Genomic DNA, 14,258 nt, shown 5'->3' on the forward strand with positions numbered 1-14,258 from the left:
GCTGCCGATAGTCGAATGTTTTGGCACCTCCGAGCAGCGGAGGCTGCCTCGGGGGGGCGTGCTGCAACGAAAAACGCCCGGACTGAGCCGGGCGTTGTCCAAGTCGAGAAGATGGTTCTGCGATCAGGCGATGGTCTTGCCGAAGGCGACAGCGGTGTCGCCCATGCGGTTGGAGAAGCCCCACTCATTGTCGTACCAGGCCAGCACCGAAACGAAATTGCCGTCCATGACCTTCGTCTGGTCGAGCGCCACGATCGAGGAGTGCGGATCGTGGTTGAAGTCGATAGAAACATTGGGATGACGAGTGACGGCAAGGATGTCCTTCAGCTTGCCGTTCGAAGCGGCGATTACCGCGTCGTTGATTTCCTGGACGGTGGTCGACCGCTTGGCGATGAACTTGAAATCGACCAGCGAGACGTTCGGGGTCGGCACGCGGATGGAGATGCCGTCGAGCTTGCCCTTGAGCTCGGGCAGTACCAGGCCGATGGCCTTGGCGGCACCGGTCGAGGTCGGAATCTGCGAAAGCGCGGCGGCGCGGGCGCGGTAGAGGTCCTTGTGCATGGTGTCCAGCGTCGGCTGGTCGCCAGTATAGGAGTGGATCGTCGTCATCATGCCCTTCTCGATGCCGACGGCCTCATTCAGCACGGCCGCCAGCGGCGCCAAGCAGTTGGTGGTGCAGGAGGCGTTCGAGATGACGATGTGGTCCTTGGTCAGCTTGTCGTGATTGATGCCATAGACGACGGTCAGGTCGGCCCCCTCCGCCGGAGCGGAGACGAGAACGCGCTTGGCACCGGCGGTCAGATGGGCGGCGGCCTTGTCGCGGGCGGTGAAGATGCCGGTGCATTCGAGCGCGATGTCGATGCCGAGTTCCTTCCACGGCAGTTGCGTCGGATCCTTGATCGCGGTGACCTTGAATTTTTCCTTGCCGACGATGATCTGATCGCCGTCAACCGTCACCTCATGCGGAAAGCGGCCATGCACGCTGTCGAAGCGCAGCAGATGCGCGTTGGTCTCGACCGGGCCGAGATCGTTGACGGCGACGACGTCGATATCCTTGCGGCCGGATTCGTGGATGGCGCGCAGGATGTTGCGGCCGATGCGGCCGAATCCATTGATGGCAACTCTGACGGTCATTGTTCTCTCCCTGGGAGTTGGGGGCCGAAGATCAAGTCCGCAGCTTCATAACGGCGGACGGGCAAAGAATCCAGCCGCCGAGGCTCGGATTTAAATCGATTAGTGCTCCGCCGGCCGGCAAAACCGCTATGCCAGCCTTTGCGGATCGGGGCTTAATTTCATTTGCCGTGCAGACGGGCTTCCGCCGCCTTCACCGTTGCTTCGGCGGTGATGCCGAAATGCGGATAGAGCTGTTCGATCGTGCCGGAGGCGCCGAAGCCGGTCATACCGATAAAGATGCCTTCGGTGCCGATGAAATAATCCCAGCCCTGACGGATGCCGGCTTCGATGGCAATCTTGAGCGGCGCATTGCCGATCATCCTGCTGCGATAGTCGGCGCTCTGCTTGTCGAACAATTCGAAGCACGGCACCGAGACGACGCGGGTAGCATGGCCGTGCTTTTCCAGCGCCTCGCGCGCGGCCAGGGCGATCTCGACCTCGGAGCCCGAAGCGAAGATTGTCACCGCCGCCTCGCCACTTGCGGCGGCAAGTTCATAGGCGCCGCGGCTGGAGAGGTTTTCCGCAACGAAGTCGTTGCGTACCGTCGGCAGGTTCTGCCGGGTCAGCGCCAAAGTCGAAGGCGTCTTTTCCGATTCAATGGCCAGCTGCCAGCATTCCGCGGTTTCCACCGCGTCGGCCGGGCGGAAGACATTGTGGTTCGGGATGGCGCGAAGTGCTGCCAGATGCTCGACCGGCTGATGGGTCGGGCCGTCTTCGCCAAGGCCGATGGAATCATGGGTCATGACGAAGATCGAGCGGATGCCCATCAACGAGGCAAGCCGCATCGCCGGACGGGCATAATCGGAAAAGCACATGAAGGTGCCGCCATAGGCGACAATGCCGCCATGCAGCGTCAGCCCGTTGAGCGCGGCCGCCATGCCGTGCTCGCGAATGCCGTAGTGGACATAGCGCTGGCCGTAATCGTCGGCAGTGATGTTCTTGGTCTGGCTGGTCTTGGTGTTGTTGGAGCCGGTCAAATCGGCCGAGCCGCCGATGGTTTCGGGCACGGCGCCGTTGATGACCTCCAGCGCCATTTCCGACGATTTGCGGGTGGCGACCTTCGGCTTGTCGGCGGCGAGCTTCTTCTTGTAATCGCCAATGACAGCATCGAAGTTGGCCGGCAGCGTGCCACCGATGCGGCGTTCGAATTCGCCGCGCAATTTGGTGTCGGCCTTGGCAAGGCGGCTTTCCCAGTCGGTGCGCGCCTTGACGCCGGCCCGGCCGGCGGTACGCCATGCGTCGAGGATATCGGCCGGAACCTCGAACGGCGGATAATCCCAGCCGAAGAATTTTCTGGCGCCGGCGATTTCCTCGGCGCCGAGCGGCGAGCCATGCGCCTTGTTGGTACCGGCCTTGGTCGGCGCGCCGAAGCCGATCGTCGTCTTGCAGGCAATCATCGTCGGCTTGTCGGAGTGGCGGGCCGCTTCAATGGCATAGGCGATCGCTTCCGGGTCCTGGCCGTCGATATGGCTGGCGTTCCAGCCGGACGCCTGGAAGCGGGCGACCTGATCGGTGTTGTCGGCCAGCGACACCGGGCCGTCGATGGAGATGTTGTTGTTGTCCCAGAAGACGATCAGCTTGTTCAGCTTCAGATGTCCGGCAAGCGCGATGGCTTCCTGGGACACGCCTTCCATCAGGCAGCCGTCACCGGCCAGCACATAGGTGTAGTGGTCGACGAGATCGTTGCCGAAAGCGGCATTCATGATGCGCTCGCCGAGCGCGAAACCGACCGAATTGGCAAGGCCCTGGCCGAGTGGGCCCGTCGTCGTCTCGATGCCGGCGGCATGGCCGTATTCCGGGTGGCCCGCGGTCCTCGACCCCAATTGGCGGAACTGCTTGATCTGGTCGATGGTGATGTCTTCGTAGCCGGTCAGATAGAGCAGCGAGTAAAGCAGCATCGAGCCGTGGCCGGCCGACAGGATAAAGCGGTCGCGATCCGGCCAATGCGGGTTCTTCGGATCGTATTTGAGAAAGCGGGTGAACAGCACGGTGGCGATGTCGGCACAGCCCATGGGCAGCCCGGGGTGGCCGGAGTTTGCCTTCTCGACGGCGTCCATGGCGAGAAAACGGATCGCATTGGCCATCCGGTCATGTTGTTCGCGCGAGGTCATGCTTCCTCCAAAATGGGGGTTTGGGCCTTGGGAAAGCCCTTGAAAAGGGTGCGCGACACATAGCAGGCGCGGCCTTTTAGTCAACAAATCGGTGTGCTTTTGCCGGTCTTGTGATGGCCATGCACCACTTACATTAGCGTTAGCAGGGGACAGTCGCGATCGCTTTATTGACGTGCGGTTCACACGGCGCGTAATGTTTCAGGGATAACGCGTTCTGAACGTGGATGATTCGGTGATGGGCAGGGCGCAGGACGAAAGCCATGACCGGGGAAACGACCCTCAAGGAAGTCATTGCCAGGCTGGGTAAGGCCATCGAAGGGCTGGAAAACGCCGTCGCGGCCAAGCTCGAGCACGAGCGGGACTATTCGGAAGCCGAGGCCGAAGTGCAGCGGATGAACGCCGACCGCTCGCGGCTGGCGCAGGAACTCGACAATTCCGAGGCCCGCGCCGAACGGCTGGAAGATGCCAACAAGGAAGTGTCGCGAAGGCTGGTGACAGCCATGGAGACCATCCGCGCGGTACTGGACAGGTAGGCCAATGGCACAAGTCACGGTTTCCATCGACGGCAAGCAGTATCGGATGGCCTGCGACGAGGGCCAGGAAGAGCATCTGATCGATCTTGCCGAGCGCTTCGACCGCTATGTCTCGCATCTGAAGGATTCTTTTGGCGAGATCGGCGACCAGAGGCTGACCGTGATGGCCGGCATCATGGTCATGGACGAGCTTTCAGAACTGCAAAAGCGGGTCAAGGGCATGGAAAGCGAAGTGCTGACGCTGCGCAAGACGCGCGACGACGCACTGACCAAGGCCGACAAGAACGATTCCGTGCTGACCGGGGCGCTCGGCGCGTTGGCCCAGCGCATGGAAGACCTGACGACGACGTTAGCAGTGAGCAAGGCCTGAGCCAGCGCAGCGAAAATTCCTGCTGCATTTGCCGAGAAGCAATGAAAATATTTCGCCGCCGGCCTCGATGCCGGCGCAACAGCCGTTTGAAGGATGACGCCGGAGTGGTAGAAAGGCAAAAGCAGCGCCGGTCAACGCCGGCTGCGATCTGCACTCACAAGGTAGGGACATGTCATGAGCCTCCGCATCAACGATATCGCGCCGGACTTCACCGCTGAGACCACGCAAGGACCGATCAGCTTCCATGAATGGATCGGCGACGGCTGGGCGGTATTGTTCAGCCATCCGAAGAACTTTACGCCGGTTTGCACAACCGAACTCGGCACGATGGCCGGGCTCGAAGGCGAGTTCAGGAAGCGCAACGTTAAGATCATCGGCATCTCGGTCGATCCCGTCGAAAGCCATGGAAAGTGGCAGAACGACATCAAGACGGCGACCGGCCATTCGGTGAACTACCCGCTGATCGGCGACAAGGATCTCAAGGTCGCCAAGCTTTACGAGATGCTGCCGGCGGGTGCCGGCGAGAGCTCGGAGGGCCGCACGCCCGCCGACAATGCCACGGTGCGTTCGGTCTACGTCATCGGGCCCGACAAGAAGATCAAGCTGGTCCTCACCTATCCGATGACGACGGGCCGCAACTTCGACGAAATCCTGCGCGCCATCGATTCCATGCAACTGACCGCCAAGCACCAGGTGGCGACGCCGGCGAACTGGAAGCAGGGCGAGGACGTCATCATCACCGCTGCTGTCTCGAATGAGGATGCCATCAAGCGCTTCGGCGCCTACGAGACAATCCTGCCATATCTCAGGAAAACCAAGCAGCCTTCCGCCTGAGCAGGCAGAGGCGGCACGGAGAAATTTTTGGTTTTCCTAGCCGTGTGAGCACGGGGTGCTTGACGACGCCTGGTTGACGGACAACCATGCCTTTCATTTGCCGTGGCTGAGAAAATCATTCCTGCCACGGTGAGAGATCAAGGGGGCTGGGATTGGACGCATTATCGGCTAGGTCGCAGGTCACCGGCTTCTATGACAAGCCGAGCGGGTCCGTCCAGTATGTGGTCGCCGACATGGCGACCCGCAAATGCGCCATCATCGATCCGGTGCTCGACTTCGACGAAAGGTCCGGTGCAACGGCAACGAAAAACGCCGACGCCCTGCTCGACTTCGTCAGGGAAAGCGGGCTGGAGGTCGAGTGGATCCTCGACACGCATCCGCATGCCGACCATTTGTCCGCCGTCCATTATCTGAGGGGGAGAACCGGAGCGCCGACGGCAATCGGCGAGAGGATCATCGACGTCCAGAAATTGTGGAAGGTGATCTACAACTGGCCGGAATTCCCCGCCGACGGTTCGCAATGGGACAGGCTGTTCGCCGACGGCGCGACTTTTTCGGTCGGCGGCCTTCCGGCAAGAGTGCTGTTTTCGCCGGGCCACACCCTGGCCTCGATTACTTACGTCATCGGCGACGCCGCCTTCATCCACGACACGCTGTTCATGCCGGACAGCGGCACCGCAAGGGCAGACTTTCCCGGCGGCAGCGCCGAGCGGCTCTGGCGTTCGATCGAGGACATCCTGGCACTGCCGGACGAGACACGTCTGTTCGTCGGTCACGACTACCAGCCGGGTGACCGCGAAGCGCGCTGGGAAAGCACGGTCGCGGAACAGAAAGGCGGCAACATCCATGTTGCCGGCTGCAAGACGGAAGCCGACTTCGTCGCGCTCCGCCAAGCCCGCGACAGGACGTTGCCGATGCCGCGGCTGATCCTGCACGCGCTGCAGGTCAATATGAATGGCGGACGCCTGCCGGAACCGGAATCCAACGGGCGGCGCTATCTGAAATTTCCGCTCGATTGCCTGTGAGGAGATGGGTCGTTGGCACTACAATGCCATTCAAACTCTGCGATGGTCATCCAAGTTATTGATCCAGATTCGATTTTTGCGATGTTTGAATCCGAGAGGTCCATGCGGGAAGACGGTGGCGGCAGCCGGATGAGGAGCGGCGCAGACGCCAGCTAAGTGTTTAGTCCAGCGTCAGGGTTTTGTTCGGCGGGCTAAATGTTCATACGTGATTTGCCAAGGATCGCTCTCGGAAGATCTTTCCTCGCCGATCCAATGGAAGCTGTTGGCAGTGATCTCAGTGAAACGCCATCGAGTTTTCAGACCGCGCGAGTCATTGCCGAGCTGGACAATGTCCTTACCCTCGGCCCGGCCGATCTGGCGCGAGTGATCCCGGTTGAGCGGGTCGTTCCATATGATATGCCAGCCATCGATCCCAGGGTCGAAGATGCGCAAGGTTGTGCCATACATCGCGGACGGAGCAGGGCGCTTGGGCCTGATCCAAACGTCCTGAACCGCGCGGCCTTCGAGCACCCAGCCAAAATGGCATTCTCCATTCCATTTCTGGATTGTCCCGTCATCGAGGTAGTGGACCGTGTCCATTTCCCAGCTTCCAATTAGCCATCCATACAGGTCCATGTCTTTCGCTCGGTCGGCTGGGGGACCTTCGGATCCGAGAGCGGTCAGAAACGGAGAAATCGTCATCGTCATACTGCCTTTCGTTTCCGAACAGACGAGTTCAACTGCCCGGCGCGGCCCGGCGGCCCGTTGTCGCCCGCCTGCCGCAAGCGCCGCCTTGTGGAATTTTGCAACGGAAGCCCGTGTCGGCGCCGGAACATTGCCGCCACAGCTTGCAGCGTTGCGGTTTCCAGGGCTTGGGGAAAATTGCGGTAATGCCGCTATCGATGAGATCGTCTGCGGACACGATGGCGAGGCTACTGAGCAGTTTGTGGCAGTGGATCGGACATCCGCGAAGGCGCCGCGGAACTGGCAACCCTCTAAAATACAGGCGGCGCCAGTTACGTGGCGCCGCCGTTATTTGTTTCTATCGGGAGGCTTTACGCCGCCGGCTGCGCCTCGATGGTGCGAAGCGCCTGCATCTGGCGCTTGGCCGCGGCCTTGACCGCGTCCTGCACCTTCTCGAATGCGCGCACCTCGATCTGGCGCACGCGCTCGCGGCTGATATCGAACTCGGCCGACAGCTCTTCCAGCGTCAACGGCTCATCGGCGAGGCGGCGCGCCTCGAAGATGCGGCGTTCGCGGTCGTTGAGCACGGCAAGAGCGCCCGACAGCATGCCGCGCCGGTTTTCCAGCTCGTCCTGCTCGATCAGCATCTCTTCCTGGCTTTCGTGGTCGTCGACCAGCCAGTCCTGCCATTCGCCGGATTCGCCTTCGCTTGCCCGGATGGGCGCATTGAGCGAGGCGTCGCCCGACAGACGACGGTTCATCGACACGACTTCCGCTTCCGAGACGTTCAGCCGGGTGGCGATCTCGGTGATCTGGTCGGGCTTCAAATCGCCTTCGTCGAGCGCCTGGATCTTGCCCTTCACCTTGCGCAGGTTGAAGAACAGGCGCTTCTGGTTGGCGGTGGTGCCCATCTTAACCAGGCTCCACGAGCGCAGGATGTATTCCTGGATCGAGGCCTTGATCCACCACATCGCATAGGTGGCGAGACGGAAGCCGCGCTCCGGTTCGAATTTCTTGACGGCCTGCATCAGGCCGACATTGCCTTCCGAGATCACCTCGCCGATCGGCAGGCCGTAGCCGCGATAGCCCATGGCGATCTTGGCGACGAGCCGAAGGTGGCTGGTGACGAGCTTGTGCGCAGCCGTGGTGTCCTCATGCTCGGCGTAGCGCTTGGCGAGCATGTACTCTTCCTGCGGCTGAAGCATCGGAAAACGGCGGATTTCTTCCAGGTAGCGGCTGAGGCCGCCTTCGCCGGAAACGATACTGGGTAGTGACTGGGCCATTATAGCGCCCCCTCTCTATTGGAGTGATGCCCCCGAAACGCGGCAGGCATGTGGCGCGAATGCCAAAGGCACATTCGCGCCAACCGACATATATAGGAACAAAACCAGAAAGACAGGCATTTGTTCAACACGAAACAGTGTGTCACGCTGAAGTGAACAACGCCGGTCAGGTTTTCAGGTGGTTGGTTCAAAGCTTGCGGAAGCCGTCGACGAGGTTCTCCATGTCCCACGGTATCGGTGCTTCGAACCTCATCGTTAAATGGGTATCCGGATGCCGAAATGCAAGGAGGCGGGCGTGCAACGCTTGTCGCGGAAATGCTTTCACTTTGCTGGTTAGCGGCGCAGGCAACCGGTTGGCCTTGGTGCGGAAAGCCTGGCCGTATTCGGGGTCGCCAATCACCGGATGGCCGATATGGGCCATGTGGACGCGTATCTGGTGGGTGCGACCGGTTTCCAGCCGGCATTCGACCAGGCTCGCCGTGGCGAATTCCTGCTGCTGCTCGCCAAAGCGCTCAATGACGGTGAAATGCGTTATGGCGTGGCGGGCATCGTCGCGGCCTTGCGGCACCACGGCGCGGCGTACCCGGTCGGCGGCGCGGCCGAGCGGCGCGTCGACCATCCCCGTCGGCCTTGCCGGTATGCCCCAGACCAACGCCAGATAGGCGCGCTCGAGATCGCCGGTCAGGCCGTGGTCGGCAAAGGCCTCCGACAACGCCTTGTGGGCGCGATCGGTCTTGGCGACGACCATGACGCCACTGGTCTCCTTGTCGAGGCGATGGACGATGCCCGGCCGTCTCACCCCGCCGATGCCCGACAGGCTGTTGCCGCAATGATGGATCAGCGCGTTGACCAGCGTGCCGGTCCAGTTGCCGGCGCCGGGATGCACGACCAACCCGGCCGGCTTGTTGATGACGATCAGCTCGCTGTCCTCGTAGAGGACATCCAGCGCAATATCTTCGCCTTGCGGCTCCGCCGGTTCCGGCTCCGGCATGTCGACCGACACGCTGTCACCTTGTGCCATCTTGCGCTTCGTCTCGCTGGCTGGCCTGCCGCCGATCCTGACCGCGCCCTGCTTTATCAGCATCTGCACCCGGCTGCGCGACATGTCGGGGCCGAGCCTGGCCGCCAGCCATTGGTCGAGCCGTTGGCCGGCCGCATCGGCGCCGGCCTCCAGCACGATCTGTCTGGCCCCTATTAATTGTCTGACCTCTTCGTTATGAGCGCTCATCGAAAACAGTTCCGGAATCTGCTGCCATGGCCCAGCCGCTTGCCGACGAAGACGAGGAAAAGCCGCTCGACCCCGAGGTCGAAAAGGTGCGGAGGAAGCTCGTCCGCTTCGTCGCCATCAATCTCGGCCTGCTGTTCCTCGCCCTTATGGTGGTGATCGCGGCGCTTGTCTACAAAGCGCGCAATGCACCGCCTGCCGCCCCGCCGTTGACGAGCGACATCCAGGTGTCGGCAGGCGAGCCGGTCAGTGGCGACATCGTGCTGCCGGTCGGCGCCAGGGTGGTCAGCCAATCGCTCTCGGGCAATCGCCTGTCGATCGACGCCGAGTTGGCCGACGGCAGCCGCGCCATTTTCGTCTACGACACCACTGAGCGCCGCATCGTCGGCCGCTTTTCGATCAGGAACAAATGACCGGTTTTGCCGAACACCGCAGCATTGCCACGGTCGCGCTCGTCGTCGCAAATTATGACGAGGCGATCTCCTGGTATGTCGACCGGCTGGGTTTTGTCCTCACCGAAGATGTCGATCTCGGCGGCGGCAAACGCTGGGTCACGATCACGCCGGGCAACGGGCAGGGCGCGCGGCTGCTTCTCGCCGAGGCATCCGGCGATGCGCAAAGGCACGCCGTCGGCAACCAGACCGGCGGGCGGGTTTTTTTGTTCCTCGAAACCGACGAGTTTGCCCGTGACTATGCGCTGATGTTCCAAAAGGGCGTCGAGTTCCGCGAGGCGCCGCGCCATGAAGCCTATGGCACGGTCGCGGTTTTCGCCGATCTCCATGGAAATCTCTGGGACCTGATCGAGCCAAAACGCTAGGCTTGCAGCGGATATTTCACCGGCGCGACAGGCAGCCTTAAGCCTAGTTGCTTTTTCCCAGCCGTCAGCCTATATCGCCGGTTCTTGAACGCGCCCATCGTCTAGCGGTCAGGACACCGCCCTCTCACGGCGGGAACAGGGGTTCGATTCCCCTTGGGCGTACCAATCGTTTCAACTACTTAGCGGGCCGGCAGGTAAAACCGTCAAATAACGGTCAAATAAGCCATTCGTAGGATCCATTTTTGAGGTGCCTAGAGCGCCGTGAGCCGCGCCGCTTGGCAAGCAGTTGAGCAAAACCGTTGAGCAAGGATGGGGACCATCACTATGTGCCGCAGTTTCACCTCCGGCGGTGGGCCGACACTGCTGGCTATGTGACACAATGGGGCAGAATCAAGCACAATGGAAAACTGACTAGAAAGGGGGTAGCTCCTGCTGCCACCGGATACGTCCCAGGTCTTTACGCTTTGGAGCACGTCCCCGCGGACAAGGTCCACCTTGTGGAAGAACGGGTTTTCGGTTTCGTAGACGACAAAGCAGCACCCATCCTCGAGAAGATGGTCGTTCGAGGGGCAAAATCGCTCTCCATTGAAGAACGATACTGGTGGGCGATCTATCTGAACGCGGCGCTGCTGCGTGTCCCTCATGTTGTCGCGTCGATATCAAAGCGCATTGAAGAGATGCAGCAAAAAATACTTTCGGAACCCGATGCAGACTTCGACGCTGCAAAAGGGTCCGCACCCGAACGAAACCTACTCGAATGGGCTCAGAATCACGCACCTAGTGCATTGGCCAATTCTGGCATGGAAACCTTGTCCAAGATGATCGGCGAGAGCCGGCCAATTGAGCGCCTGCTTTCCTTCTGGTGGACAGTACGCGACGTCAGCAATTCAAGTCGGCCTCTCATGCTCGGCGACGACCCACTTGAACGCATTGGAGACCTCTACCGTCCGAAATGTCTCATAAATCTCCCCATCTCCCCTGGTCACGCCTTTTTCGCAACAAACGCGCGGTCAATCGCAGAAAACATCGCTAAGATGCCCGATAGGCGCGTGGTAGACGCCACGAACATCTCCACCATCTCCACAGCGAAGAAATTTGTGTATGGCGACGCAGAGCCCAGCTTCGTCGATCGTTACCTAACAAGAACGGAGTCGTCCTCACACTTGGTCTAACTCCCTTCGCGGGGAGGCGGCAAACCGTTGAGGGGCGCTTGCGCGCCCGGCAGAGCTGCGTCACTTTCAGCCGAAAGGCAGCGAGGAAGGAGACCCGATGGCCGCAACGAAAGACCAGTGGAAGGCTTTCCGCGAAGAACTTAGCCAGCAGCTCGAAGAGGAGCGCCGGTTCATCACCAATGCCGAAGCAGGGAAAACGGGCATTTGGACTGTTCAGCCAGGCAACGGAAAAGTCGATACCACGGCTGCTCATGTTGAGATATCGAGGCGCGCAGTCCAGGCTCTTGAGGGGGTAATTGCCAAGATCGATCAGGACCATCTGGCAGAATAACTCTTGCGGTCGAATTAGGAATATGGTCCTCATTTGCGCCGGTGCGGCGATCCACTTAACGGAGATCGCAAAATGGCCAGAACCAAACCATCCAAGCAACTTGCACAGGCCGAGATCGACCGCTTCATGGCGGCTGCGGAAGAGCTTGAGGCCGTAGCGTTGGAAGTACGCTAAACAACAGCAAGACGTCGTTGGCAACTTAGTACAGATTGAAACAGGTAAGATGCGGTTTTCGGAGGAATTGATGCATTACACACTTCATGCTGCGCCAGGCTCTTGCTCTTTTGCACCTCACATCGTCATGGAGGAGATTGGAAGGCCCTATTCGCTGGCGTTGATGTCGCCAGGTCATCCCGAAGCCAAGACCGACGAATTTCACCGCTTAAACCCGAAAGGGCGAATCCCTGTTCTCATTGCCGACAATTTCACTCTCACTGAAGCGCCGGCAATCTTATTTCACCTGGGCCTGACGAATCCAGACGCGCGGCTCCTGGGAGCGAATGCAGAAAACATCATCCGTTCCATCGAATGGTTTAACTGGCTATCGAGTGCGGTTCACGCGGTCGCCGTCCGAATGATCTGGCGCGCCGACTTTTTCTTACCGGATCAATCGATGTACGAGCCCTTGGTTCATAAAGGAAAGGAGCACTTGGCTTCCGCGTTTGCGCTTATAGAATCCAAGTTGACGGATCGAGATTGGGCCGTAGGAGAGTCCTATTCAATAGTTGATCCGTATTTGCTCGTATTCTACAGGTGGGGAAATCGCATGGCCGTAGACATGCGAAATACCTACCCCGCTTGGACCTCTCATGCACGTCGGTTGGAGGAGCGAGCGGCTGTGCAACGAGCCTTAACGCAAGAGGGAATATCCCTCTGGGAGTAGCTGTCGCGTTGCCGAATCCAAAAATTCGCAAGACCATCGATCCTACGCGGTCGTACTTAAATGTCTGGTAGCGTTGTTTAGCGGGAAACCAACGCTACGGCCTCAGCTTCACAAGAGCATTGTCCGGCCGCTGCTATCGCCTACCTGCGACCATTATCGGGCGCTTCGAGCGGTCCATGAACCCTGTTGAAATCGGTGAAGGACATTACCGGCAAGGATGCAGCTTTCATCCGATGGCACGGCTCGGGGCCAGCGATAGCGGCAGCGGGGAAGCGCCTCATTGCCACCTTAACGCCACCCATGTTGTTCTCCTTCCCTAAAATATAGCTCAAGTATCCCGGCCCCGAAACGGGGGCGACATATGTGAGTATTGGGTCCTCAGGAAACAAGATGGCGTCGTCCGTGTCGACTATCCGTTCCGTGACGCTGCCCGCCGCATGTCCGATGCCTGATTGGCGAGGATTCGGGCTTCCGTCCGTTTGAAGCTGTCCGGCTGATTTGACTCAGCGCACTATCCACGGCCCCGGCGACGCGATCGGCAAGCATGCCGACGGCATGGCTGGGCTCTAAACGCGCCATACTCCAGTTGCAGTATCGTAGCTTCTTTGCCGTTCGAATTTCTCTCAGTCATGGCTTCGCACGATACCAAGATATGCTGCGAACGACACATCCACGGCGGGCTCAACCATTCGATCTATTCCGGCAAGCCGAAAAGTGTTTGCGCGCCTGCTATTCCTCCGAGCGGATGACTGCCCATGGCGATCATCGGCTCGGTAGTTTCTGCCTCGAACACTGTCGACGCGAGCACCGTCCGTCCCAACGGCTTGCACAGCCCTTCGATGCGGCTGACAAGATTTACAGCCTTGCCGATCGCGGTGAAGTCCAACCTGCCGGCAGTGCCGATGTTCCCCCAGAGTATCTCGCCGACATGCAGGCCAATGCCATATCCGAGCTCAGGGCCGCCATTGCGGCGCCGAGTTTGGTTGAGATGATCTATCCCGGCGCGCGTGGCCTTCACGGCGCGTACCGCAGCGTCACATGCGGCATTTGCATCGCGCTCGCCAATCGGGAAAATCGCGAGGACGCCATCACCTATAAACTTGAGAACCTCACCACCAAATGCGTGCACCGCGCCCGCGACGCAATCGAACCAGGCATCAAGTACCAATACGATCTCGTCTGCATCATGAACCTCGGATAGATCGGTGAAACCTCGAAGGTCCGCGCACAGAAGCGCAGCCCGTATCGTCTCTCCCTTTACTCGACGAGAATGACCGTTGAGCACATGTGCTGCACTGCGCTTTCCCAAATATGCTTCGAGCAATGCGCGTTTCGCGGACCGTTCTGCGAGTGCGGTCATCGGAGCCGCAGCAAACCGGGAGATTTGCCGCAGCAGCTCTGACTGCGCCTCATCCGGAGTATGATCGAACGCCCACACCAAAGTCGGTGCGACACCGCCCGCTCGCTCGTCGAACACCATCGCCCGCGTCGTGCCAAGCCACTCCCGCAGCACGAGCCGGGGATCGGCATTCTGGCGGTCGGCGCCTATGCCCAAAGCCTCGACCACTTCATTCCCAGGCGCTCGCCAGAGCCAGATGCGGCGTGAAATGATCGGGTCGGGAGCATCCTGCGCCAGCGCGCCGGCAATGATCGGCAGGCCGTCTTCCATCAAATGCGTTGAGAGCTGCAATAGAAGTCGCCCACCGTCGCCAATATGCGCGGCGTCGTCCAGAAGGAATGAAAGCGAGTTTGCGAGAAGCATCGGCAGAAGGTCACTCGGCACAGGCTTATGCTTACGCCTCGAACATCTTCTTGCAACTCCCCACATTCGCTTCAAT

The 14,258-nt window shown here is 60.1% G+C and carries 15 protein-coding genes and 1 tRNA gene; 10 read left to right on the forward strand and 6 right to left on the reverse strand.

The features are described 5' to 3' along the window. Positions 1 to 123 precede the first annotated feature (123 nt). Together gap and tkt are read right to left on the reverse strand one after the other, a co-directional pair. Complete coding sequence (gap, locus tag NKJ93_RS07345; protein WP_023720961.1) at positions 124 to 1,134, reverse strand: type I glyceraldehyde-3-phosphate dehydrogenase; 1,011 nt, start codon at positions 1,132 to 1,134, stop codon at positions 124 to 126. A gap of 158 nt (positions 1,135 to 1,292) precedes the next feature. Beyond that, the gene (tkt, locus tag NKJ93_RS07350; protein ID WP_352480874.1) at positions 1,293 to 3,284 is read right to left on the reverse strand and encodes a transketolase; all 1,992 of its coding nucleotides are present in this window, start codon (positions 3,282 to 3,284) and stop codon (positions 1,293 to 1,295) included. A 260-nt stretch (positions 3,285 to 3,544) separates the two neighbouring features. Here tkt and NKJ93_RS07355 point away from each other — a divergent pair, with 260 nt between their 5' ends. The 4 genes from NKJ93_RS07355 to NKJ93_RS07370 all read left to right on the forward strand — a co-directional run bounded on the left by NKJ93_RS07355 (position 3,545) and on the right by NKJ93_RS07370 (position 6,046). Beyond that, positions 3,545 to 3,817 (forward strand): DUF4164 domain-containing protein, encoded by a 273-nt coding sequence (locus NKJ93_RS07355; protein ID WP_006200774.1) that lies wholly within the window; start codon positions 3,545 to 3,547, stop codon positions 3,815 to 3,817. Between the two features lie 4 nt (positions 3,818 to 3,821). Further along, positions 3,822 to 4,187, forward strand: a complete 366-nt coding sequence (locus NKJ93_RS07360; RefSeq protein WP_023720959.1) for a cell division protein ZapA — start codon at positions 3,822 to 3,824, stop codon at positions 4,185 to 4,187. A gap of 174 nt (positions 4,188 to 4,361) precedes the next feature. Next, complete coding sequence (locus tag NKJ93_RS07365) at positions 4,362 to 5,021, forward strand: peroxiredoxin (protein WP_023720958.1); 660 nt, start codon at positions 4,362 to 4,364, stop codon at positions 5,019 to 5,021. Positions 5,022 to 5,173: 152 nt separating this feature from the next. Further along, positions 5,174 to 6,046 (forward strand): MBL fold metallo-hydrolase, encoded by an 873-nt coding sequence (locus tag NKJ93_RS07370; protein ID WP_023720957.1) that lies wholly within the window; start codon positions 5,174 to 5,176, stop codon positions 6,044 to 6,046. Positions 6,047 to 6,217: 171 nt separating this feature from the next. Here the strand turns inward: NKJ93_RS07370 and NKJ93_RS07375 are convergent, their stop codons facing one another. The 3 genes from NKJ93_RS07375 to NKJ93_RS07385 form a co-directional block, all read right to left on the reverse strand. Beyond that, a complete protein-coding gene (locus NKJ93_RS07375) occupies positions 6,218 to 6,733 on the reverse strand; it encodes a hypothetical protein (RefSeq protein WP_036245367.1) in 516 nt (171 codons plus the stop codon). Positions 6,734 to 7,080: 347 nt separating this feature from the next. Next, positions 7,081 to 7,992, reverse strand: a complete 912-nt coding sequence (gene rpoH, locus NKJ93_RS07380) for an RNA polymerase sigma factor RpoH (protein ID WP_023720954.1) — start codon at positions 7,990 to 7,992, stop codon at positions 7,081 to 7,083. A 187-nt stretch (positions 7,993 to 8,179) separates the two neighbouring features. Further along, positions 8,180 to 9,220 carry an RluA family pseudouridine synthase gene (locus NKJ93_RS07385; RefSeq protein WP_023720953.1) on the reverse strand — a complete coding sequence of 347 codons (1,041 nt, stop codon included), beginning with the start codon at positions 9,218 to 9,220 and terminating at the stop codon, positions 8,180 to 8,182. Between the two features lie 26 nt (positions 9,221 to 9,246). Between NKJ93_RS07385 and NKJ93_RS07390 the strand changes: the two genes are divergently transcribed. The 6 genes from NKJ93_RS07390 to NKJ93_RS07415 all read left to right on the forward strand — a co-directional run bounded on the left by NKJ93_RS07390 (position 9,247) and on the right by NKJ93_RS07415 (position 12,420). After that, entirely contained in the window at positions 9,247 to 9,630 is a 384-nt protein-coding gene (locus NKJ93_RS07390) for a fimbrial protein (protein WP_352494185.1), read from the forward strand. Then, on the forward strand, positions 9,627 to 10,034 hold the full coding sequence (locus NKJ93_RS07395; RefSeq protein ID WP_352494186.1) for a VOC family protein: 408 nt from the start codon (positions 9,627 to 9,629) through the stop codon (positions 10,032 to 10,034). Before NKJ93_RS07390 ends, NKJ93_RS07395 begins: the two co-directional genes overlap by 4 nt. 90 nt (positions 10,035 to 10,124) lie before the next feature. Next, positions 10,125 to 10,199: transfer RNA gene (locus NKJ93_RS07400), tRNA-Glu, on the forward strand. Between the two features lie 161 nt (positions 10,200 to 10,360). Then, the gene (locus tag NKJ93_RS07405; RefSeq protein WP_352588427.1) at positions 10,361 to 11,206 is read left to right on the forward strand and encodes a DUF4238 domain-containing protein; all 846 of its coding nucleotides are present in this window, start codon (positions 10,361 to 10,363) and stop codon (positions 11,204 to 11,206) included. A gap of 97 nt (positions 11,207 to 11,303) precedes the next feature. Then, on the forward strand, positions 11,304 to 11,537 hold the full coding sequence (locus NKJ93_RS07410; RefSeq protein ID WP_352588323.1) for a hypothetical protein: 234 nt from the start codon (positions 11,304 to 11,306) through the stop codon (positions 11,535 to 11,537). A gap of 244 nt (positions 11,538 to 11,781) precedes the next feature. Then, complete coding sequence (locus tag NKJ93_RS07415) at positions 11,782 to 12,420, forward strand: glutathione S-transferase family protein (RefSeq protein WP_352588326.1); 639 nt, start codon at positions 11,782 to 11,784, stop codon at positions 12,418 to 12,420. A 694-nt stretch (positions 12,421 to 13,114) separates the two neighbouring features. On the opposite strand, the gene NKJ93_RS07420 is transcribed toward NKJ93_RS07415, so the two are convergent. Continuing rightward, positions 13,115 to 14,182, reverse strand: coding sequence for an adenylate/guanylate cyclase domain-containing protein (locus tag NKJ93_RS07420; RefSeq protein WP_023720940.1), 1,068 nt, complete (start codon positions 14,180 to 14,182; stop codon positions 13,115 to 13,117). Between the last annotated feature and the right edge of the window lie 76 nt (positions 14,183 to 14,258).

The sequence above is a fragment of the Mesorhizobium sp. M0028 genome (assembly GCF_040323855.1).
In the GTDB taxonomy this organism is placed as follows: Bacteria; Pseudomonadota; Alphaproteobacteria; order Rhizobiales; family Rhizobiaceae; genus Mesorhizobium.

Excerpts from the sequence above, each read along its gene's own strand:
- gap (WP_023720961.1), bottom strand. The coding sequence starts at position 1,134 with ATGACCGTCAGAGTTGCCATCAATGGATTCGGCCGCATCGGCCGCAAC.
- tkt (WP_352480874.1), bottom strand. The coding sequence starts at position 3,284 with ATGACCTCGCGCGAACAACATGACCGGATGGCCAATGCGATCCGTTTT.
- NKJ93_RS07355 (WP_006200774.1), top strand. The coding sequence starts at position 3,545 with ATGACCGGGGAAACGACCCTCAAGGAAGTCATTGCCAGGCTGGGTAAG.
- NKJ93_RS07360 (WP_023720959.1), top strand. The coding sequence starts at position 3,822 with ATGGCACAAGTCACGGTTTCCATCGACGGCAAGCAGTATCGGATGGCC.
- NKJ93_RS07365 (WP_023720958.1), top strand. The coding sequence starts at position 4,362 with ATGAGCCTCCGCATCAACGATATCGCGCCGGACTTCACCGCTGAGACC.
- NKJ93_RS07375 (WP_036245367.1), bottom strand. The coding sequence starts at position 6,733 with ATGACGATGACGATTTCTCCGTTTCTGACCGCTCTCGGATCCGAAGGT.
- rpoH (WP_023720954.1), bottom strand. The coding sequence starts at position 7,992 with ATGGCCCAGTCACTACCCAGTATCGTTTCCGGCGAAGGCGGCCTCAGC.
- NKJ93_RS07385 (WP_023720953.1), bottom strand. The coding sequence starts at position 9,220 with ATGAGCGCTCATAACGAAGAGGTCAGACAATTAATAGGGGCCAGACAG.
- NKJ93_RS07390 (WP_352494185.1), top strand. The coding sequence starts at position 9,247 with ATGGCCCAGCCGCTTGCCGACGAAGACGAGGAAAAGCCGCTCGACCCC.
- NKJ93_RS07395 (WP_352494186.1), top strand. The coding sequence starts at position 9,627 with ATGACCGGTTTTGCCGAACACCGCAGCATTGCCACGGTCGCGCTCGTC.
- NKJ93_RS07410 (WP_352588323.1), top strand. The coding sequence starts at position 11,304 with ATGGCCGCAACGAAAGACCAGTGGAAGGCTTTCCGCGAAGAACTTAGC.
- NKJ93_RS07415 (WP_352588326.1), top strand. The coding sequence starts at position 11,782 with ATGCATTACACACTTCATGCTGCGCCAGGCTCTTGCTCTTTTGCACCT.
- NKJ93_RS07420 (WP_023720940.1), bottom strand. The coding sequence starts at position 14,182 with ATGCTTCTCGCAAACTCGCTTTCATTCCTTCTGGACGACGCCGCGCAT.